General features: G+C 62.3%; 19 protein-coding genes. 2 read left to right on the top strand and 17 right to left on the bottom strand.

What is annotated here, in order from left to right:
- Both ACJJVH_RS22920 and ACJJVH_RS22915 read right to left on the bottom strand, forming a co-directional pair.
- Window positions 1–921 carry an alpha/beta hydrolase gene (locus ACJJVH_RS22920; protein ID WP_412065230.1) on the bottom strand — a complete coding sequence of 307 codons (921 nt, stop codon included), beginning with the start codon at window positions 919–921 and terminating at the stop codon, window positions 1–3.
- Window positions 922–1,368: 447 nt separating this feature from the next.
- Window positions 1,369–1,767, bottom strand: a complete 399-nt coding sequence (locus ACJJVH_RS22915) for a cupin domain-containing protein (protein WP_412065229.1) — start codon at window positions 1,765–1,767, stop codon at window positions 1,369–1,371.
- Window positions 1,768–2,026: 259 nt separating this feature from the next.
- On the opposite strand from ACJJVH_RS22915, the gene ACJJVH_RS22910 reads away from it, so the two are divergent.
- On the top strand, window positions 2,027–2,920 hold the full coding sequence (locus ACJJVH_RS22910) for a LysR family transcriptional regulator (protein ID WP_412066209.1): 894 nt from the start codon (window positions 2,027–2,029) through the stop codon (window positions 2,918–2,920).
- Between the two features lie 26 nt (window positions 2,921–2,946).
- On the opposite strand, the gene ACJJVH_RS22905 is transcribed toward ACJJVH_RS22910, so the two are convergent.
- The 15 genes from ACJJVH_RS22905 to ACJJVH_RS22835 all read right to left on the bottom strand — a co-directional run bounded on the left by ACJJVH_RS22905 (window position 2,947) and on the right by ACJJVH_RS22835 (window position 19,581).
- Window positions 2,947–4,578 carry an FGGY-family carbohydrate kinase gene (locus ACJJVH_RS22905; RefSeq protein WP_412065228.1) on the bottom strand — a complete coding sequence of 544 codons (1,632 nt, stop codon included), beginning with the start codon at window positions 4,576–4,578 and terminating at the stop codon, window positions 2,947–2,949.
- The gene (locus ACJJVH_RS22900) at window positions 4,578–5,306 is read right to left on the bottom strand and encodes an SDR family oxidoreductase (RefSeq protein WP_113383855.1); all 729 of its coding nucleotides are present in this window, start codon (window positions 5,304–5,306) and stop codon (window positions 4,578–4,580) included. The genes ACJJVH_RS22905 and ACJJVH_RS22900 overlap by 1 nt, the downstream gene beginning before the upstream one ends.
- 24 nt (window positions 5,307–5,330) lie before the next feature.
- On the bottom strand, window positions 5,331–6,581 hold the full coding sequence (locus ACJJVH_RS22895) for an ABC transporter permease subunit (protein WP_112799905.1): 1,251 nt from the start codon (window positions 6,579–6,581) through the stop codon (window positions 5,331–5,333).
- The gene (locus tag ACJJVH_RS22890; protein ID WP_112799903.1) at window positions 6,578–7,399 is read right to left on the bottom strand and encodes a sugar ABC transporter ATP-binding protein; all 822 of its coding nucleotides are present in this window, start codon (window positions 7,397–7,399) and stop codon (window positions 6,578–6,580) included. The genes ACJJVH_RS22895 and ACJJVH_RS22890 overlap by 4 nt, the downstream gene beginning before the upstream one ends.
- A gap of 84 nt (window positions 7,400–7,483) precedes the next feature.
- Window positions 7,484–8,569, bottom strand: coding sequence for a sugar ABC transporter substrate-binding protein (locus tag ACJJVH_RS22885; RefSeq protein WP_112799901.1), 1,086 nt, complete (start codon window positions 8,567–8,569; stop codon window positions 7,484–7,486).
- A 198-nt stretch (window positions 8,570–8,767) separates the two neighbouring features.
- Entirely contained in the window at window positions 8,768–9,652 is an 885-nt protein-coding gene (locus ACJJVH_RS22880) for a helix-turn-helix domain-containing protein (RefSeq protein ID WP_412065227.1), read from the bottom strand.
- Window positions 9,653–9,882: 230 nt separating this feature from the next.
- Window positions 9,883–10,836 (bottom strand): ABC transporter ATP-binding protein, encoded by a 954-nt coding sequence (locus ACJJVH_RS22875; protein WP_412065226.1) that lies wholly within the window; start codon window positions 10,834–10,836, stop codon window positions 9,883–9,885.
- Window positions 10,837–11,853 carry an ABC transporter ATP-binding protein gene (locus tag ACJJVH_RS22870; RefSeq protein ID WP_412066208.1) on the bottom strand — a complete coding sequence of 339 codons (1,017 nt, stop codon included), beginning with the start codon at window positions 11,851–11,853 and terminating at the stop codon, window positions 10,837–10,839.
- Between the two features lie 5 nt (window positions 11,854–11,858).
- Window positions 11,859–12,773, bottom strand: coding sequence for a dihydrodipicolinate synthase family protein (locus ACJJVH_RS22865; RefSeq protein WP_412065225.1), 915 nt, complete (start codon window positions 12,771–12,773; stop codon window positions 11,859–11,861).
- A gap of 19 nt (window positions 12,774–12,792) precedes the next feature.
- A complete protein-coding gene (locus tag ACJJVH_RS22860; RefSeq protein WP_412065224.1) occupies window positions 12,793–13,668 on the bottom strand; it encodes an ABC transporter permease in 876 nt (291 codons plus the stop codon).
- 3 nt (window positions 13,669–13,671) lie between these two features.
- Window positions 13,672–14,631 carry an ABC transporter permease gene (locus ACJJVH_RS22855; protein WP_113392289.1) on the bottom strand — a complete coding sequence of 320 codons (960 nt, stop codon included), beginning with the start codon at window positions 14,629–14,631 and terminating at the stop codon, window positions 13,672–13,674.
- Window positions 14,632–14,754: 123 nt separating this feature from the next.
- Window positions 14,755–16,347 carry an ABC transporter substrate-binding protein gene (locus tag ACJJVH_RS22850; protein WP_412066207.1) on the bottom strand — a complete coding sequence of 531 codons (1,593 nt, stop codon included), beginning with the start codon at window positions 16,345–16,347 and terminating at the stop codon, window positions 14,755–14,757.
- 28 nt (window positions 16,348–16,375) lie between these two features.
- The gene (locus ACJJVH_RS22845) at window positions 16,376–17,086 is read right to left on the bottom strand and encodes a FadR/GntR family transcriptional regulator (protein WP_412065223.1); all 711 of its coding nucleotides are present in this window, start codon (window positions 17,084–17,086) and stop codon (window positions 16,376–16,378) included.
- Between the two features lie 488 nt (window positions 17,087–17,574).
- The gene (locus tag ACJJVH_RS22840; RefSeq protein ID WP_112799889.1) at window positions 17,575–17,979 is read right to left on the bottom strand and encodes a DUF983 domain-containing protein; all 405 of its coding nucleotides are present in this window, start codon (window positions 17,977–17,979) and stop codon (window positions 17,575–17,577) included.
- A 198-nt stretch (window positions 17,980–18,177) separates the two neighbouring features.
- Complete coding sequence (locus tag ACJJVH_RS22835) at window positions 18,178–19,581, bottom strand: PLP-dependent aminotransferase family protein (protein ID WP_113383862.1); 1,404 nt, start codon at window positions 19,579–19,581, stop codon at window positions 18,178–18,180.
- Window positions 19,582–20,215: 634 nt separating this feature from the next.
- On the opposite strand from ACJJVH_RS22835, the gene ACJJVH_RS22830 reads away from it, so the two are divergent.
- Window positions 20,216–20,671, top strand: a complete 456-nt coding sequence (locus ACJJVH_RS22830; RefSeq protein ID WP_113370906.1) for a universal stress protein — start codon at window positions 20,216–20,218, stop codon at window positions 20,669–20,671.
- Window positions 20,672–20,683: the final 12 nt, after the last annotated feature.

Here is a 20,683-nt window from a genome sequence, read left to right as displayed (position 1 = left end):
TCAGCGCGAAGCAGCAAACCGGCTTGCCGCCGCGCATATGGCGGCAAAGCCGGCGCGCGCGCCTTCGCTCATATGGCGCGCGCGCAGCCAGGCATGCACCATCTGCGGCTCCTCGCGGAACCAGACTTCGACGCCCGCCTGCGCAAGACGCGCCGCATAGTTGCGGCCGTCGTCGCGCAGCGGGTCGTAATACGCCACCGTAATGAAGGCCGGCGGAAGACCGGCCACGGAAGAAGAAGCAAGCGGCTCCGCGACCGGATCGCCCGACGGAGCCTGCAGGATGGTGCGATAATAGCTGACATCCGCCGTCGTCAGTCCGGGTGCATCGGCCATTTCCTGGTAAGAGCCGGAAACGAGATCGCCGCCCAGCGCGGGGTAGATCAAAATCTGGCCGACGACTCCCGAAAGTCCCTCGGTTTTCGCCCGTACCGCCAGCCCTGCCGCGAGATTGCCGCCGGCGCTGTCGCCGATCAGCACGACGGATTTCCTTTCGGCAAGCAGTTGCCTGAGGACGCTGAAACAGTCGTCCGTCTGCACCGGCCAGCGATATTCCGGCGCCAGCCGGTAGTTGACGGAGATCAACTCCGCGCCGGCATGGTCGGCGATTTCCGCGCAGATGGCATGATGGCTGTCGAGCGAGCCGACGACGAAACCGCCGCCGTGGAGATAGAGCAGATTCGTTGCCGTGCGGATATTGGCAGGCTTGTAGTGCCGGACAGGGATCTTTCCGGAAACGACCTCGTCGCTGGTCTGGAGGCCTGCGGGCAAGGGGCGGTCGAACCGGGCGCATAGTGCGTCGTACCAAGCCCGCTGCTGGGTGATCGAAGCCGTTACCGCATCCGGCGGATAGAAGGAATCGCAGATCTCCATGAACTGCAAGATGCCAGCCTCGCTGGGCATGGGACGCTGCGCGAATGCCATGGGATATCCTCGAATGGTCAATGCCGACCGAGAATAGCGCGATGCAACATTCGCGCGCTTATCTGCCTACGGCCAATGACGCCGTGATGGCGACATAGCACGAGCGGCAGGCTAACGGGCTTAATCGCGAGCAAATACGGTTCGCGACGGCAGTGAAAAGCCCGTCGGCATCTGCATGCATTGCGCATTCGACCACGTAAGAGCTGCAAGCGCGAGAGCTGCGCCGATCACAAGGGATCATGCCATTCCCCTGTCGATGCCACCGCGAAGGCGCCTGCCCTCGCGGAATGGCCAATTTAAACGCGAAACCCGCGCCATGGCGCAACAGGGTTTGCCCGATATCGACTACGTCTTGACGCCGAGTTATGGCGAAGCCATGGCGATAGTGCGATGTCCGCCAATAATCGACAGACGATTCGACAGTCAGGCAGGCAAAGAATCCCGCACTTATTTTGCCTGATATTGCTCATCCGTCACATGTTCCATCCAGTCCACCACCTTGCCGTCGGCATGTTCTTGAATGGCGATATGGGTCATGGCAGTCGTCGGTGACGCGCCGTGCCAGTGTTTTTCGCCGGGCTCGAACCAGACGACATCTCCGGGACGGATTTCCTCGACCGGGCCGCCGTCACGCTGGACAAGACCCAGGCCCGCGGTCACGATCAAGGTCTGGCCACGCGGATGGGTGTGCCACGCAGTCCGTGCGCCGGGTTCGAAGGTGACGCTGGCGGCCGCCGCACGGCGGGCCTCATTGGCGGCAAACAGCGGGTCGATCCGCACGGTGCCGGTAAACCAGTCCGAGGGACCTTTCCCCGAAGGCTGCGTTCCGTTTCTCTTGATATCCATGTGTCGTCCTTCCTCGATGCCGGCCGAAATGCGCGACCGTATGGCGATAATCTAAGCCATATTTCACAGAGCGGTAGAGGTTCATCGACGCATAGACTTATGAGCTGTATCTATAAATTCGGCTCTCTGTGATTGCCGTCATCCGGTGCAGGATACCCATAAAATAGTGATATCGGCGCGAAGAAGCGCTATACCGGCGCAGCAAGAGACTGCATTTCATGATAAACACATGGCACCGACATATGAGGAGCGCTCATGGATGCTGCGTGAAAACGTTACGGACCTGCTGTTTTTCCTGGCGGTTGCCAGAGAGCGCAGTTTTACGCGGGCAGCAGCCCAGCTGGGCGTTTCGCAATCGGCGCTCAGCCATACGGTGAGACAGCTCGAAGAGCGGATGGGCGTCAGGCTGCTGACACGCACGACGCGAAGCGTCAGCCCGACACCGGCGGGAGAGCGGCTTTTGCAATCGCTGACCCCGCGCTTCCAGGAAATAGAGGCCGAGCTCGTCGCCGTCACCGAACTGCGTGAAAAGCCGACCGGCACCATCAGGATCACGGCAGTCGACCACGCCGTCGATACCTATATCTGGCCGAAGCTTGCCAAGATGCTGAGCGATTATCCCGATATCCATGTGGAGATCATCAACGATTACGGCCTCACCGATATCGTGGCGGAGCGCTTCGATGCCGGCGTTCGGCTCGGCCAGACGGTCGCCAACGGCATGATCGCCATTCGCATCGCGCCCGATCAGGAGTTTGCCGTGGTCGGCTCCCCGTCCTATTTCGAGGGGCGCGCCGGGCCGGCGGTCCCCCAAGACCTCACCGCGCACCGATGCATCAACCTGCGCCTGCCGACCCATGGCGGGACCTATGTCTGGGAATTCGAAAAGAGGGGCGAGGAACTGCGGGTCCGCGTCGATGGCCAGATGACGTTCAACGGCGTTCGCCAGGCTCTGGCTGCCGCACTCGACGGTTACGGATTGGCCTATATTCCCTGCGACCTGGCGCGGCCGCATCTGGAAAGCGGCCGCCTCGTTCGCGTGCTTGAGGACTGGTGTCCGCCATGGACGGGCTACCATCTTTATTATCCGAGCCGCCGTCAGCCCTCCTCGGCTTTTGCCGTGGTTCTGGAGGCTCTGCGCCACCGCGGCTGATACCGTGCGTGCCCGCGCAGCGGCGGCTATGACGCCATCAGCGCGCGGATATTGCGATCTGCCGATTGCAGCAATTCGAAGGCTGCGTAGCGCCGATCGTGCAGCTCCTTGACGGCACCGTCGGCCGGCTCGAACCGTTTCGCCAGCCGCGACATGGCCGCCATGGCCTCGACCAGAGAGCCGCAATGTCCGCCGGCCGTGGCACCGAGCATGGCCGCTCCCAGAAGAACAGGCTCTTCGGTATCGGCGACGGCGAGCGGCGTGCCGGTCGTATCGGCCAGGAGTTGGCGCACCAGGCCACTCTGGGCAGCGCCGCCGCTGGCGATGATGAGATCGCAGGCGATGCCATTCTGCGCCAGCTTTTCCAGCAACTGCCGGAGGCCATAACCGATACCGCAAAGGCCGGCGACGTAAACAGCGACCAGATCGTCGATCCCGGTTTCCAGCCCAAGGCCGGAAATGACCGCACGGGCATCGGGATCGGCGTAGGGCGACCGGTTGCCGAGAAATTCCGGAACGACCTGGATGGAATGTGCGAGCTTTACGGCGTCGGAAGCAGTCCCGCATGCCTTCATGGCCCGCCGGTCGAGCCAGGCGACCAGCGAGATGCCTTCCGATTCGGCCTTGGCGCGCGCCTCGCCCGTTGCCGGATGCATGGTGACGAGATGATCGATGGCGGCGCCCGCCGCAGACTGCCCCCCTTCCGTCAGCCAGAGGCCGGGCACCATGGCCGAATAATAGGGACCCCAGACCCCGTCCACGAACACGGCCCCCTCGCTCGACGCCATCGAGCAGGCCGATGTGCCGAAGATGTAGGCGAGCCTGTTCCTGACATCCGCCTTGCCGTCCGGCCCCTGCCCGCCCAGCGTGCCGACACCGCCGGCATGGGCATCGATCAGCGAGGCGCCGACCGGCGTACCGGCGGCAAGGCCGAGATCGCGGGCGGCGGCTTCGTTCAGCCCCTCCCCGAGCGCCGTGCCCGGCTCGACAATCTCCGTGCCGATCCGCACAAAGCCCTCGTCCGCCAGCTCGCCGAGGCCGATATCTTTGAAATATTGCGCATCCCAACGCTTCTCATGGGCCAGATAGGTCCATTTGCATGTCACCGTGCAAACCGACCTCTGCAGCGAACCTGTCGCGCGCCACGTCAGATAATCCGCAAGATCGAAGAAATGATCGGTTGCGGCGAAGGATTGCGGCAGGTTTCGTTTCAGCCACAGGAGCTTCGGCGTCTCCATCTCGGGCGAGATGCGGCCTCCGACATACCGCAGCACGGCATGATTGCCGGCATTGATCTCCGCCGCTTCGCCGGCGGCGCGATGATCCATCCAGACGATGATATTGCGATCGACGTCGCCCGACGGACCCACCGCCACAGGCGCACCATCCGCCCTGACCGCGACCAGCGAACAGGTCGCGTCGAAACCGATCCCCGCAACCGTCTCAGCCGCTATTCCAGCCGTCGCGACGGCTTCTTTGACGCTGTCGCATATGGCCTTCCATATCTGTTGACTGGATTGCTCGACGATACTGCCGGCCTCGTGCCAGATGGTGATCGGGCGTTTGGCCGCGGCGAGCAGGTTGCCATGCGCGTCGAAAATGCCGGCCCGGGCGCTGCCGGTGCCGACGTCGATGCCGATAAAATAAGGTGCCGTCATCACAGATCCGTACTCAGGGGCAGGATCACGAGATCCCGGATTACGATGTTTCGCGGCCTCGATAGCATGAAGAGCACCGCCTCCGCCACTTCCGTCGCCTCCATGAGACCGCCCGCGGCGATTGCCTCATCGAGCTTTGCCTGTGGCCAATCGCTGATCAGCGCCGTCACCACCGGCCCCGGCGCCACGGCGCCGACGCGGATGCCATGCCTGGCGACCTGGCGCCGTACCGTGTGCGTGAAGGCCTGAACGGCATGCTTGGATGCCGTGTAGATCGGCTCCCACACCACCGGCACCAGCCCGGCAATGGAACTCGTCATGATGATATCGCCGGTCTTGCGCTCGATCATGTGCGGCAGCACCATCCGGACCGAACGGAAGGCCGCGTTGATGTTGAGGTCCAGCATCCGGTCCCATGCGTCCGGATCGCCTTCCGCAACCTCACCGCCGATATAGGCGCCGGCATTGGCGTGGAAGATGTCGAGCTTGCCGAATTTCTCCAGGATCTGCGGCATCATGGTTGCCACGCTCTCGGGGTTCATCAGGTCCACGACGACCGGGAAGGCGTTCGGACCCAGCTCCGCGCAAAGGCTTTTCAGGCTGTCCTCGGCCCGGTCGACGAGGGCGACGTTTGCACCTTCGTTCAATAGCGATCTGGCGCATTCCAGGCCAATTCCGGAGGCTGCTCCGGTGATGGCGGCGACTTTGCCGGCAAAATCCTGTCTCATATCGATCCTTACCTTTTGTAGAAATCAGCCGCGCCCATGCGAGGCACGGGAACGGCGAGCCAGCGAGTCGACGATGACGGCAATGGCAAGGACTGCGCCTGTTATCATGTAGCGAAGTGCCGACGACAGATCGAGCATCGTCAGGCCGCTGGCGATCGACTGAATGACGATGATCCCAAGCAGGGCCGAATAGGCACTGCCGCGACCGCCGAAGAGGCTGGTGCCGCCGATCACGGCAGCAGCGATCGCATTCAGATTGACGTCGCCGGTGCCCGCCTGCTGGCTGGCGGATGCCAATCGCGCCGCCGCCAGCACACCGCCGAGGGCCGCGAACATGGCGCATAGAACGAAGGCGCTGGTGTAGATCCGCCGCACGTTGATGCCGGCGCGTCGCGCCGCCTCGCGATTGCCGCCGACCGCCGACATGGACCGGCCCCATTGGGTGCGCGTCAACGCATAGTCCATGACGATGACGAGTACCACGAACAGGGCGAACATCCACGGAATGCCGCGGTCCTGGTTGAGATAGAAGGCCACGAATTCGAGCGCGACGGTGATGGCGACGGCTTTCGCGACGATGCCACCGGCGGAGGGAGCGGAGAGGTTCGCCCGCCTGCGGCGCCGAACCGTGCCGAAACCGGAAAACAGCATCACCAGGCCGGGAACGAGCGCGAAGAGATAGGCAAGCGGCCGCGGGATGACCATCAGCTGGCCGAAATTCACGATTGCCGAACCATAGGGCAGATTGATCGAGCCCGTGGCGCCGAGCAGGTAGAGCTGCATGCCGAGGACGGCAAGCAGGCCGGCCAGCGTGGAAACGAAACTCGGCATCCCGAGCCGGTTGAAGAGCAGCGCATAGACGGTGCCGATCACGCCGCCGAAGACGAGCGCGGCCAGGATGGCAAGAGCCACCGGCCAGCCCTCGTTCACCCAAAGCATGCCGACCATGGCGGAGGCGAAGCCGCTGATCGACCCGACCGAAAGATCGATCTCGCCGACCATCAGCACGCAGACGATGCCAAGAGAAATAATGCCGACTGTCGAGGCGTCGAACAGCAGGTTTGCAAGGTTGTTGCTGGAAAGGAAGGTCGGATTGAGCGTGCCGAACACGGTCCAGATGATGACGAGGCCGACCACCACCGGCAGCGAGCCGAGATCGCCGGAGCGCACCTTGTCGATGAACGAACGGATGGTGGCGGCAATGCCCGTTTCGTGGTTGACGCGAACGTCGCTGCGGTCGAGCAGCAGGGTCGATTGCTTGCTGTCCTCGCTCATGGCTGGCCGCCCTCTCTCTGTTCCTGTTGGGCCTGACGCCGCACCGCGCGTCGCGACACGGCATTTTCCGTGGCGCCGGTAATGGCGCTGACAAGTTCCTGGTTGGACGTATCGGGATAGAAGATCCCGTTATTGCGGCCGAGGCGCAGCACGACGATGCGATCGGCAACGGCGCGCACGTCCTCCATGTTGTGGCTGATCATGATCACGCCGAGCCCTCTATCACGGACACGCTCGATGAGGTTCAGCACCTCGGCGGTCTGCGCCACACCAAGAGCTGCGGTCGGCTCGTCGAGCATGATGAGCTTGGGCTCGAGCAGCAGCGAGCGGGCGATCGCCACGGTCTGCCGCTGCCCGCCCGAAAGCGATGCGATCGGGATACGCACGCTCGGGATGCGCGCCGCCAGCTCGTTGAGCAAGGTCCAGGCGCGAACCTCCATCGCCGTTTCGTCGAGCTTCATCGGGCTCATCTCGCGGCCGAGGAAGATGTTCGCCACGACGTCGAGGTTCTCGCAAAGCGCCAGATCCTGAAAGACGGTGGCGATGCCGAGGTCGAGGGCAGTGGCGGGATCGCTGAGCGTCACCGGCTTGCCTGCGAACGTAATGGTGCCGGCGCTCGGCTGATGGACGCCGGCCAGAACCTTGACGAGGGTGGATTTACCCGCGCCGTTGTCGCCGACAAGGGCAACGACTTCGCCGGCATGCACATCGAGGTTGATATCCGTCAGTGCCGAGACGGCGCCGAAGTGTTTGGAGATCCCTTTGAGGCTGAGCACAAGCTCGCCCGCCGGGGCTCTTTGATCGGAAGCGTCAGTCATGTCTCGCCACCTTCTCGGGTTGAAATGCTATCGGGTGCGTTTGGTCTCCGGCCGCCGAAGCGGCCGGGTCTTGCGAGGCAGAACTCAGCTGCCGATACCGAGCTTCTTGCAGCCATCGGCATAGCGATCGATGCAGAGCTGGTCCGGCGTCTGGATCGGCTTGCCGTTGACTGTCTTGTCGATGATCTCGGCCTTGAGGTTTTCGGACGTGACCAAGGCCGGGGTGAAGAGCTTGGTCGGCGTATCGAAGAGCTTCGTATCGGCCTTCGGCGTCTCGCCGGACAGCAATTCGATCGCGACATTGGCGGCGGCGGCGGCAACGATTTCGCTCGGCTTGGAGATCGTATTGTACTGGTCGCCGGAAATGATGAGCTGCAGGCCGGCGATCGTCGCGTCGTTGCCCGTCACCGGCGGCACCGGATCGACGCCGGCAGCCTTGAACGCGGCGACGGCGGCGCCGCCCGTGCCGTCATTGGCCGCTACGACGCCGAGGATCTTCTTGCCGAAACGGGTGATCTGGCCGCTTGCCCATTGCTGCGCCTTCGGGGGCGCCCATTCCGGCGTGTCGAATTCCGCCAGCACCGGATAGCCGCCGTCGGCGAGGCCGGCATGGATGCCTTTCTTGATCAGCCCGGCGGCCGCGTCGGTCGGCGAACCGTTGATCTCGAGAAGACCACCATCGCCGGCCTTCACGCCCTTCGCCTTCAGATGATCGACCAGCGATTTGGCGATCATCTTGCCGATCTCTTCATTGTTGAAGGACACATAGTAGTCGGCGGCCGCGGACGGGATCGGGCGGTCATAGGCGATGACCTTCACCCCCTGGCTCTGTGCCATCTTGACCAGCGAGGCGGCGGCAGTGGAGTCGACCGGGTCGAGCACGATGGCCTTCGCGCCCTGCGAAATCGCCGAATTGAACTGCTGCTGCTGGCGCGAGGCATCTCCATTGGCATTCTGGTAGATGACCTTGCAGCCGGCGCAGAGCTTCTTCATCTCCGCCTGGAAACCGGGAAAGTCGTGCTCTTCATAGCGCGTTGAGCTCTGGTCGGGCATGAGGAAGGCAACGGTCGCGTCCGTCACCTTGGCCGACTGCGCGAAGGCGGAGGTGCCGGCCAGAAGACCGGCCGCAAGCACGGCTGCGCCGGCGATTTTCAGTGCGAAATGGTTCATTGGAATTTCTCCGTTCCAAATGGTAATAGTTTCCCTCGATCATCACGGCTGTCCGCACGCGATGCACCTGTTCGATACCCCCGCAACGGTCATCCGACCGCGTCGGCGGCTGATTTTGGACAAGCAACGTCCTTCGGGCGACAGAGGTGCCCGCTCGCTTGCCCGGAATCGTATCTCTCCTCCCTGTCCTCCCTTTTGTTAGGCGGCCTCCACCGCGCGTGCGTGCTGTGCCAGGAGCGATCTGAAGCGAGAGGGCGCCATGCCCTTCTGATCCAGAAAACGCCGATTGAAGTTCGAAATATTGTTGAAGCCTGCCGCAAAGCAGATGTCGGTGATCGTCATTTCAGCCTTGCTCATCAACAGATGGCAGGCGAAGTTGACGCGCAGTCGATTGACGTACTGCACCAGCGCCATCCCGGTATGCCGGCGGAAGCTGCGTGAAAAGGCGCTCGGGCTCTGCCCGGTGAGCTCGGCAAGATCGCATTCGCTGAACGGCTCGGTCAGATGCGCGTTGATGTATGCCAGCGCCTGATTGACGCCCGCCGACATGAAGCCGGATGGGTCCGGCTGGTAGCCGGCGCTGGCGAGCGTGCGCGTGCCCTGCGCGCTGCTCAGGGCGTCGAGAATATTCATGAAGAGCTCGATGCGTCGGATGCCCGAGGCCTCCACCAGCTCGCCAAGGATCGGCCCGACGATGGCGCCGGTCTCCGGCGTGAAGAGCGCGCCTCTGCGGCTCGTCTCCAGCATACCGGCACAGGCCGACAGTTCCGGAAAAACCTTGCTGGCATCCGCGAAGAAGGATTCGGAAAATTGCAGGACACGGCACCGCAGCGGCAGGGTGACGCCGACGGGTACGTCGCTCACCCAGTTATGCGGCAGGTTCGGCCCCGTCAGCACCAGATTGCCCGGCTCGAACTCGCCGATGAAGTCGCCGATGAAATATCGGCCCGTGGTGGCGACGACGTGATGGATTTCATACTCGGGGTGGAAATGCCAGCGAACCGTGCGGTAGGGATAGCCGTGCTCCCAGGCTTTGAAGGATTCGCCGCTGCCGATCGCGACCACTTCCAAATCGGGATTCATCGGCACGCCTCCTTTCGTCCGTCCGCTGTCGTTGCGGTTACGGCGCCTCCTCCCAGAGGCCATCGCGTCTTCTATGTGGTAAATCTACCCCTCGCGGCCGCCTGCCGCTACTACGCCTTGTACGCCCGACCTATACTTTTTTGACATGCAGGGTGGCTTGTTTGGTCAAATGTGCAGTGCGGCATAAGACACTGCATTGCCGGATGCCCCGTATCCGGCCGAAAGCGGGATCAATCGAGATCGTCGCGAATGCATGCCTTGAATTGTCCCGGCGCAACCTCCCGCAATGGCGGCACCGCAGCCGCACAAGCATCGAGGGCGTAGGGACAGCGCGTGCGGAAGACGCAGCCGCTTGGCGGATTGGCCACGCTTGGAATATCGCCTGTCAGGATCTGCCGATCGCGCCTCACATCGGGATCCGGCGACGGAATGGCGGAAAGCAGGGCGCGTGTATAGGGGTGGCGAGGCCTGGCATAGAGATCGGCGCTCGCGGCGACCTCCATGATCCTCCCGAGATAGAGCACGATGACGCGATCGCAGAGATATTCCACGACGGCCAGATCGTGCGAGATGAACAGCATGGTAAGCGCCAGCCGTTGCTGAAGGCCGCGCAGCAGATTGATGACCTGCGCCTGAATTGAAACATCCAGTGCCGAGACGGGCTCATCGGCAACGAGGAACTCCGGCCCGAGGGCAAGTGCGCGGGCTATCCCGATCCGCTGGCGCTGGCCGCCGGAAAACTCATGGGCATAGCGATTGATGGCATCTGCCGGCAAATCGACCTGCTCGAGCGCTGCCGTTGCCCGGTCCAGCCGCTCGAGACGATTGCCGATGCGCTGGATCTTCAGGCCCTCCGTCAGGATCTCGCCGATGGTCATGCGCGGCGAAAGGCTGGCGAAGGGATCCTGAAAAATATACTGCATGCGCGGCCGCATGCGCCTGAGATCGCCGGCGCCGAGTTTGGTCATTTCCGTGCCGTCGAAGCGCACGCTGCCCGAGGATGGCTCGACCAGCCGCAGGATGGATCTGCCGATCGTCGTCTTGCCGCTGCCGGACTCCCCCACGAGCCCCACGACTTCACCCTTCCCGATATCGAAGGAAATATCGCGAAGGATGGCGAGCTTCGTACCGCGGGAAACATAGTCCTTGGCAAGATCGCGAACGGAAACCAGCGCTTCGGTCATCTAAATCTCCCGCCAGCGGATGCAGCGGCTCGCATGGCTCGCCTCAACGTTCTGAAGGGACGGCACCGCATCGCTGCAGGCCTGGATCGCATGGGCGCAGCGCGGCGCAAAGGCGCAGCCCGCAGGCATTCGCGTCAACGCCGGCACGACGCCGGGAATGGCGTAAAGCTGCTCGCCGGCCTGCCGCATCCGCGTGGCTTCGCCGAGACGCGGCATAGAGGCCAGCAAGCCGCGAGTGTAGGGATGCCTCGGATTGCGGAACACCGCCTCCGTCGGCCCCTCCTCCACGATCCGGCCCGCATACATGACGGCGACACGATGCGCGATCTCCGCCACCACGCCGAGATTGTGCGTGACGAACAGGATCGCCATGCCGCGTTCCCGTTGCAGCCGCTGCATGAGTTCGAGGATCTGCGCCTGGATCGTGACATCGAGCGCCGTCGTCGGCTCGTCCGCGATCAGCAGCACAGGGTTGCAGGCAAGCGCCATGGCAATCGTCGCGCGCTGGCGCATGCCGCCCGACAATTCATGCGGATATTGCCGGACGCGTCGTCCGGCATCGGGAATTCCGACGCTCTCCAGCAGCGTGACCGCCTCGCGCATCGCCTTCGCCCGATCGGCTCCACGGTGAATGCGGATCGGTTCGGCGATCTGGTCGCCGATGGTCAGCACCGGATTGAGGCTCGACATCGGCTCCTGGAACACCATGCCGATATCGCCGCCGCGGATTTCGCGCATATGCCGGTCGTCCAGCGTGGCCAGATCGCTGATAACGCCGTGCCTGTCCCGCAGCCTTATGCTGCCTGCGGCGATGGAGCCGACGTTACGCGTCAGAAGCCGCATCACCGAAAGGCTCGTCACCGACTTGCCCGAACCGGACTCGCCGACCAGCGCCAGCGTCTCGCCGGCATCGATGGTCAGATCGATATCCCGCACTGCGGTCAACTCGCCGCCGCGCGTGCGGAAGACGGTTCTTAACCCCCTGATATCGAGAACGGGTTGGGCAGCCGGCATCATCATCCCTACAGTAGCCCCGTGTTCTTCAAGATCGCATCGATCTTCGCCGTCTCCCCGGCATTCAGCCCCGCGCGTGGGCGAGGCATGATAGCGGTATCGATGATGCCGAGGCTCTTCATGGCCGCCTTGAAAGCGCCGATCCCGGCGGCACCGCCGCTGACGCGCCCCTGAGCCACCCAGACGATCTCGAACAGGCGGCAAAGCCTCTCCTGCTCGCGCCGGGCCGCGGCCCAGTCGCCGCGCTGCGCCGCATCCCACAGCCGCACATAGCCGCGCGGGTCGACATTGGCGATGCCGGGAACCACGCCATGCGCGCCCATCAGCAGCGCGTTGTCGACGACGATCTCGGATCCGGTCATCAGGAAGACATCCTTATGATCGGCAAGATCGAGCAGCGCGTAGCGGAAATTGCCGTCATCGCCGCTGGAATCCTTCAGCCCGACGATGGTCCCTTCACTGGCTAGCGTCACCACCGTCTGGCGCTGGAGTTTTACGTTGACGCAAACGGGAATGTCGTAGGCGACGAGCGGCACATCGACGGCATCGCGAACGTAGCGGAAGTGGTCCAATATCTCGGACTGGCTGGTCACGGTGTAGAACGGAGCCGTGACGACGACTGCATCCGCTCCGGCCGCCTTGGCGATTTTCGAATGGGCGATCACGCGGTCGGTCGTGGGATCGATGGTCCCGACCAGCAGCGGCACGCGGCCGTTCACGACCTTGGCGGATTGCTCGATGATCTCGCGCCTCGTCCTTTCGTCATGGAAGACGACTTCGCTGGTGGACCCGAGCACGAAGACGCCGTGGCAACCGCCATCGATCAGATGCTCCAGCACTCGCGTATAGGACTTGTAATCGACGGTGAAATCGTCGTTCAGCGGCGTTACGACGGGAGGCACCACGCCCTTGAATTTGCTCATTGTCTCTTTCTTTCCTGGTTCAGTGAAGCTCGGCACGCGGATCGAAGGCATCCCTCAACCCGTCGCCGATGAAATTGATGGCAAGGACGGCCAGAACCAGCGCGGCGCCGGGAAACAGCCATTGCCAGGGATATTGTTCGAGAACGGCGGTGGAGCGCGCAGCATTCAGCATATTGCCCCAGCTTGCCGCAGGTGGCGCGATGCCGAGCCCGAGAAAGGAAAGCCCCGCCTCAAGCAGAATCGCATTGGCGACCTGCGTCGTGGCGTAGACCACCAGAATATCGATGCAGTTCGGCATGCCGTGACGCAGCAGCAGGTGCGGCAGCCCGGCCCCCATGCCGCGCGCAGCCGTCACGAAATCCCGCTCGCGCAGCTCCAGCAGCCGCGAGCGCACCATGCGGGCGAGCAGCGGCCAGGACAGAAGCGAGATGACGAGGATCGTGGGCAGGATGCCGGTGCCGGTGATGGAGGCGAGAACCAGCAGGAAGATCACCGGCGGCAGGGTCATGACCAGATCGACGAAGCGCATGCTGAGCGCATCCGCCCAGCGGCCGGCAAAGGCCGATACGAAGCCGAACAGGAAACCGATGACAGCCGAAATGACGGTGGACCCTGCGGCGACCATCAGCGAAATGCGACCGCCTTCGAGCACTCGGGCAAAGACGTCACGCCCGACGCCATCCGTTCCGAACCAATGGATCGCATTGGGCGCCGCGTTCATGGCCAGGAGATCGATGTCGTTCGGCTGGAACCGCCACCAGAGCGGATAGGAGACGATCAGCAGCAGCATCGGCACGGCGATGCAGACCCCGCTGATGGCCGCACCGTTCAGCCGGAAGCGGTCGAATGCTCGGGCGAGCGGGCCATGGCTTGGTCGTTCGGTTCGCGCCAGCATCTCTCAGCCCACCTTGATGCGCGGATCGATCACCGCGTAGGCGATATCGGTCAGGAGGTTGACGACGATGACGCAGGCGCCGATGACGAGCGTCGCGCCCATGATGACCGGATAATCGCGGGACGTGACCGCATCGACCAGCAGCAGGCCCATGCCCGGCCAGTTGAAAACACTCTCGACGAAGATCGCGCCACCGATCGCAAGCCCGATGGTGGAGCCGATGACGGTCACGACGGGCAGCAGCGCATTGCGCAGGGCGTGCTTGACGATCACCCAGAACTCGATCACTCCCTTGGCGCGCGCCGTGCGGACATAATCCTGATTGAGAACCTCCAGCAGCGAGGCGCGCATGTAGCGCATGATGAGCGCGGCCTGGGCGATTGCCAGGAGCGAGGACGGCAGGACGAGATGGCGAAGGAGATCGCCGACGGAAAAATCCTCGCCGGGCGTCAGCATGCCGCCCGAGGGCAGCCAGCCGAGACGCACGGCAAAGATATAGAGGCCGAGCAGCGCGCTTAGAAAAGCAGGGCTCGATATGCCGGCCAGCGCCAGCACGGACAGCGAGACATCCGTAACCGAATTACGCCTCACCGCGCCGACAACGCCTGCGGCAATGCCGGCGATAACAGCCATGATCAGGGCGGATCCCATCAGCAGCACCGTCGGGCCGATGCGCGACAGGACCAGCGTCAACACCGGCTGATCCAGCCGCTTGATGGAATAGCCGAGATTGCCCTGCAGGGCCTGCAGGAGCCAGCCGACATATTGCAGCGGCAGAGGCTTATCCAGGCCGAGCCGCTCGCGCAGGTCGGCCATGGCGGCGGGAGACAGGGGCGTGCTCGGGTCGATATAGGCATCGATCGGATCGCCCGGCGTCAGCCGCAACAGGACGAAGACCAGCATGCTCAAGGCTGCGAGCATGCCGATGCCGATCACAAGTCGCCTGAGACCATATTGAAGCATATCGAACCTATGTTTCCAGGGATGCGCCGGCCGCGACCTGCGGCCAGCCGAAAGCCAGAAGAGCGTCGCGATCCCTCAGATCCGCTCCCTGCGCTTCAGGTCGTCGATCTTGCGCGGCATGCCCTAGTTTGAAAGCTTCCACGCTTCCGGATGCGCGATGTAGGGGCCGCCGCCGGGCGCCGGCGTCCAGATGAAATCCTTCACCTTGGACGAAACGACGCCATATCGGTTTGCCACCCACATGGTGGCCCAGGGCAGTTCCTTGTTCATGACCTTGCAGACATCCTGGTAGCGCTGATCGCGCTTGCCGGCATCCGTCTCGGCAATGGCGTCATCGAGCGCCTTGGTCAGATCGGGCATGCGCGCGCGCACCACGTTGGCACCGGCAGGCGGGATCTGCTTTTCATTGAGCCCGGTATTGATATTGCTCGGATCAGGCCCGTTCTGCAGTCCGGCAAAGACAAGCTGGAACTGCGATGCGTCCGCGTTGGGGTTGAGCACGATGCCGTTATAGGTCGGCGCATCGACGGCGCGGGGCACGACATTGATGCCGACCTGCGCCAGCATCGCCTGCATGGCCGCCAGCACGTTCGTAACGAGAGGCGTGTTGTAATAGGTCAGCAACGTGATCGGCTTGTCGCCATTGATCTTGTCCCAACCGGCCTCCTCCAGCAACTGCTTGGCCTTGGCCGGATCGTAGGAATAGGTCTCGATGCCATCCGGAACGAGCTGGCTGGCGACATAGGCGCAATTGGCCGGCTTGGCCGCGCCGCCATAGAGGCTCTTGATGATCGCATCGCGATTGATGGCATACATGACGGCCTGACGGACGCGAAGGTCCTTCCACAAGGGCGAATCCTGGTTGAAGCCAAGATAATTGACGACGAAGGAATCGCCCTCGATGACCTGGAAGGATTTATCGTCCTTGAAGGTCGGCACGTCGTTGGAATCGACATAGGTGAACTGGATTTCACCGGCGCGCAACGCCGAGATCGCACCGGCGGGATTGGCGAAATAGCGATTGATCAGCCGATCAAGAACCGGCCTGCCGCCGCGATAATCCGGATTGGCGGTCAGTTCGACATATTGATCCTGCACATATTTGACGAATTTGAACGGCCCCGTCCCGATCGGCGACGTCGACCACCAGGTGCTCTTCGCCAGTTGATCGGCCGGCACTGCGGCAAGCGCGTGCTCGGGCAGGATCATAATTTTCGCCAGCGTATCCAGCAGGCTCGCCGACGGCGCGGAAAGCTTGATGACGAGGGTGTGATCGTCGGGCGTCTCGACCGATGACAAGAGCGTAAACCGGGCGGCAAAGACCGAGCCGGTCTTGGAATTGGCCGCCAGATCGATGGTGAACTTGGCGTCCTTGGCCGTAAAGGCCTTGCCGTCGTGCCATTTGGCGTCGGCAAGCTTGAACGTATAGGTCAGTTGATCCGGGCTTACCTCGTAGGAGGAGGCAAGCACGCCGACGATCTTCTGCAGCTTCTCGTCATAGCTGACCAGCGGCTCGAAATAGATACTGAGCCATGTCAGGCCAGCCGTGGCGGCGAGCGGATTGAAATTGCCCTGAAAACCGCCCGGGCCGACATCGAAGCCGCCCGACATGGTTGCGGCGACGGCCGGCGTGGCCATGCCGGTCAAAGCTGGCATGGCGGTGGCCGACAGCAATGCTCCCAGCGCGATTGCCGGCAGGTGAAACGCTTTCCTCATCATGATCCTCCTCCCTGGTTTGCGGTCGCTATTTTTTCTTGTTGTTGGCGATCACCCGCGAAATTCCCTCGTAATGGCGGTCGAGGCGCATACGCACCTCCTTGAGATTTCTGGATTCCAGTGCATCGACGATGGCCTCGTGGTCACGCCATGTGGCCATCGGATCGACATCCTCCAGATCGAAAAAGCGGGAAGCCTTGTAGAAGGCGAGCCAGAACACATCGATCAGGCGAACGAACGTCTCGTTGCCCTGGCAACGAAACAGCAGCCGGTGAAAAAGCTGATCATCTTCGGCAAAAGGTTCGCCAAGCTCGGCATGGGCACGCATACGGTCGACGGTGGCACGCAGCTCCGCCAGATCTTCCGCACCGATCATATCGAGGGTCTTGCCGATCAGGCCGACTTCGAGCGTGCGGCGAATCTCCAGCACCTCCTCCATGTGCCGCAGGGCATCGCCGAGTCCGTAGGCGAGATTGTCGAGCAGCGGCGCAAAGGAGAATGCCTTGACGAAGATGCCGATGCCGCGGCGCGTCTCCAGCACGCCGAGGGATTCGAGCGCCTTGATGCCCTCGCGCAAGGAGTTGCGGCTGACACCCAGTTGCGTCGCCAGTTCTCCCTCGGCAGGCAGCATCGTGCCGGCCTGAACACCGTTGTCGGCGATATAGCTTCGCAAACTTTCCTGCACGGAAACATGCAGCAGCGGCGAACGCGTCAACGGCTGGATCACTTTGCCGACCATAGAACGGAACTCCCATAGAGATCGGCAATGATCCTATGAACTTGTAGGATATCCGTCAAGTGGACAAGTAAACGAACGATCCGTGGCGGGCTTGGACATCAACCCCGCGATCGAACGAAAATGAACAATGTTGCCATAAGACGGCGAGGCGCGCCGCCTGAGGTAAGAGCCGACAAGACAGACGAAAGCTTCTCCGCAATCATCCACCTCGCCGCAGCCGTCATCAATTCAAGATGAATCGCCAGACCTTGTTCCGAGGCGTCGAGGGCGTACTCGGCGCGCGTTTACGGTCACCGGTTTCGTTATTTCTTCTTCCCTTGATCGTGATGCCACTTGATGGCGAAGAACATGCCCGTGCCAAGCACGAGAACCTTGAACGTGATGAAGACTACAGGGAACCAATCCGTCATTTTGAATATTTCCAGGCTATTCGTTGAGATTATCTATCGTGAGGAATGCAACCTCAAAGCTGATGAATCCCACAGACCTTAGTTCGTTGCGTGCGACGCATCGGTTGCCGGAAGACGTACGAGCTTACCTTCCTCGGCCTTGTAGAAATACTGGCTGGCCACCAGCCAACCCTTCAGCGGCCGCAGCGGTGGAATGCAGGTCGCCAGCATGAACGGCCCCGTCACCAGGAACTGCACCCAGATCGGCGCCGAAAAGGCCACCTCCAGCCAGACGCCGAGAAGCACGCTCGGAATACAGGCAAAGCAAATGACGAAGAACGCCGGCCCGTCGGCGGGATCCGCAAAGGAATAGTCGAGACCGCACGCTTCGCATTGCTTGCGCAGGGTCAGGAACCCGTCGAACAGACGGCCCTGCCCGCAGCGAGGGCAACGGCAGCGAAGGCCGGTCTGTATCGGGCTCAATGGGGGATATTCGGTATCCATGTCGGCATCGCTCCTGAAACGATATTTTGAGGATATGCAATCAATAGTAAAATTGCATGCATTCAATATAGTTATAATGAATGCAAACCGCGAGTCCATCTGGCAGAATGACGCAGCGGAGCGCCTGGCGGATGACGGGAATTGTCATCCGCCGAAGCCCGCGCTCCGTTCAGCCGGCAGCAAAATCGCAAGATCGTTCTAGAAGAAGGATGCGGCCATTTCCGGCGGCCCTTCAAGCGCATGCGCCATGAAGTCCAGCGCCCCCTTCAAGGCGTCGCGGCTTATGGGGCCGCCAAGGCAAACTCGCACCGCTTCCGGTGCGGCACCCTCCACGGTAAAGGCATCGCTTGCAACGACGCCGATCCCCGCGTTGCGCATATGACCGCCGAACGTGGCGCGCGTCCAGCCATTGCCCAACGGCAGCCAGATATTGAAACTGATGGGATCTGACCGATAGCGGCCGGCGGGCAATATATCCGCCACCATCTCCTGGCGCGCGGCAGCCTCTGTCCGAATGAAATGCAGGATGCCGTCGGCGGTGCCATCTTCGATCCAGCGTGTCGCAAGCGCCATGGTAAGCGGCGACGCCATGACCGTGCTGCTCCGCATCGCGCTTACGAAGGGCCATATCGTTCTGGTGTCCGGCGCCACGACGAAGGCAAGGCGAAGCCCCGCGCCGATGCACTTCGCCAATCCTCCGATATGCCAGGTCACATCCGGCGCGATCGCGGCCATCGGCGCAGGCCCGCTCAAGGGGATGAAGCCATAGGCATCGTCCTCTATGATCGGCACGCGGTATTTGCGGGCGACGGCGGCAATCGCCTCGCGCCGGCCCTGCGGGATCGTCAGCGTCAATGGATTCTGCAGCGTGGGATTGAGGTAAAGCGCCCTCGGCTGCAGGCGTTCGCAGGATTCGGCAAAGGCATCCGGCAGGATGCCATCCTCATCCATCGGCAGACCGGCAAGATTGAGCCGGAGCTGGGCCGCGATCGAGCGCATGCCGGGATAGGTGATATTTTCCGAAAGGACCGTTTCTCCCGGCTTGGCCAAAAGGCCGAAGATCGCCAGCAGGGCCGGGTGCGCACCGGGCGTCACGAAGATGCGCTCCGGTCCGGGATTGAGCCCGCGTCTGCCGAGCCAGGCAGCGGCAGCCTCCTTGTCCATACCGCTGCCGCCGAAGCCCTGATAGCGCAGCAAGGAAACGAGATCGGCTGCCACCACGGACATGCCTTCGCGCATGCGGGCGACAAGATCGGGATCGTTCGGCTCCGGCGGCAGGTTCATGGAAAAATCGATGGCGGCGGCACGGCGCGGATCCGGAGCGGCATCGAGAACGAAATCGCCGCGCTCCTTCTCCCGCCTGCCGGTCACGAACGTCCCCCGCCCGACATGGGAATCCACCAATCCGCGCTTCTGCGCCTCGACATAACCGCGCGCCACCGTCGTAAAGTCGATGTTGAGACGTTTGGCAAGCACCCTCTGCGGCGGCAACCTGTCGCCCGCCGCCAGAATGCCGCTGCGCAAATCCAGTTCGATCAGATCGGCGATGGCAATGTAGCGAGGGCTGGAGGAGCGGCTCAGATCGGGATGCCAATTTTTCATTTCATGCTCCGCGAGGGGGTCTGGCCCGCAATGAAATCGGACCGGCATTGATCGCATATTGTTGCATACAACTCATATCATGTGGAACCGTCTGCGCCAGCATTCACACCCGGCATGACCAAATGCCGCAAGACTTCGATTTCAGAACCGTTTCCAAACGACGGATATCCAGGCAATTGACTGCATGCAAACTCGATTTCCCCATAGCAGGTCCGCAAAGCTCGCTTTCGGCACACGACCCCGTGGTCGCATCGATCGGCGCGGCGGTTTTGGCCGACACACCGATCGTAGGGCTCTCGCTTTCGTGAAATCGGCCCCGGGAAACTGAAGCCGACATAGACGGCCGACGGGTACGGAAGAAGGAAAAACCGCGAGCATTTGACCTCGATCATCGCAATTGGCGGCGGATGCGCGAATCATTCCGGCGAGGCCGCCGCGCTTTGGAACAGGGCGGCCATGTCGGGCGGAGCCGGAATTACGCGGATGTGCATGGTTTCAATCGTCGCCGCGACAAGACTTGACGGGTGCCTCCATTATCGATGTGCTGGATGCGGGTTATTTGTCCGGGTAAGCTTAACCCGCAAGATTGCGGGTTAAGTGGAAACTGCGGCGCCCGAGGCATGGGGAGAGCTCGATGTACGACAAAATCATTTGCGCAATAGGATTGGGATCGCGCGAGCGTGCCGAACGCCTGCTGCGCACGTCTCACGCTCTCCTGTCGCCTGGGGGTGAACTGACGGTCGCGCACATTATCGATCGCTTCCCCTCCGGACACGAAAGCCCGGACGAATGGGCAGTCTCCGTCATCAGGGAGACGGAGGAGAAGCTCGGCGCGCTATGCAAGCACCTCGGCATCGCCGCGACCATAGAAGTGCGTCCGGGTACGGCGTCGAAGACATTGCTGACGATTGCCAAGGAGAAGAAGGCCGATCTGATCGTCCTTGCGACGCATAATTCGGATATCCTCGATCGCATCTTCGGCTCCACGGTCGAGTATGTCATCCGCCATGCCGAATGTTCCGTTCTGGTCGAGCGGGCGGACATGAGGCATGACAACGCGGCCAAGAAGGGCAAGCCGCAGCGCGCATGAGGCCTGCCGGAA

It is taken from the genome of Rhizobium sp. SYY.PMSO (genome assembly GCF_046840415.1).
GTDB lineage: Bacteria > Pseudomonadota > Alphaproteobacteria > Rhizobiales > Rhizobiaceae > Rhizobium.
Note: the sequence above shows the minus strand (reverse complement) of the source record. Positions and strands in the feature narration are given on the sequence as shown.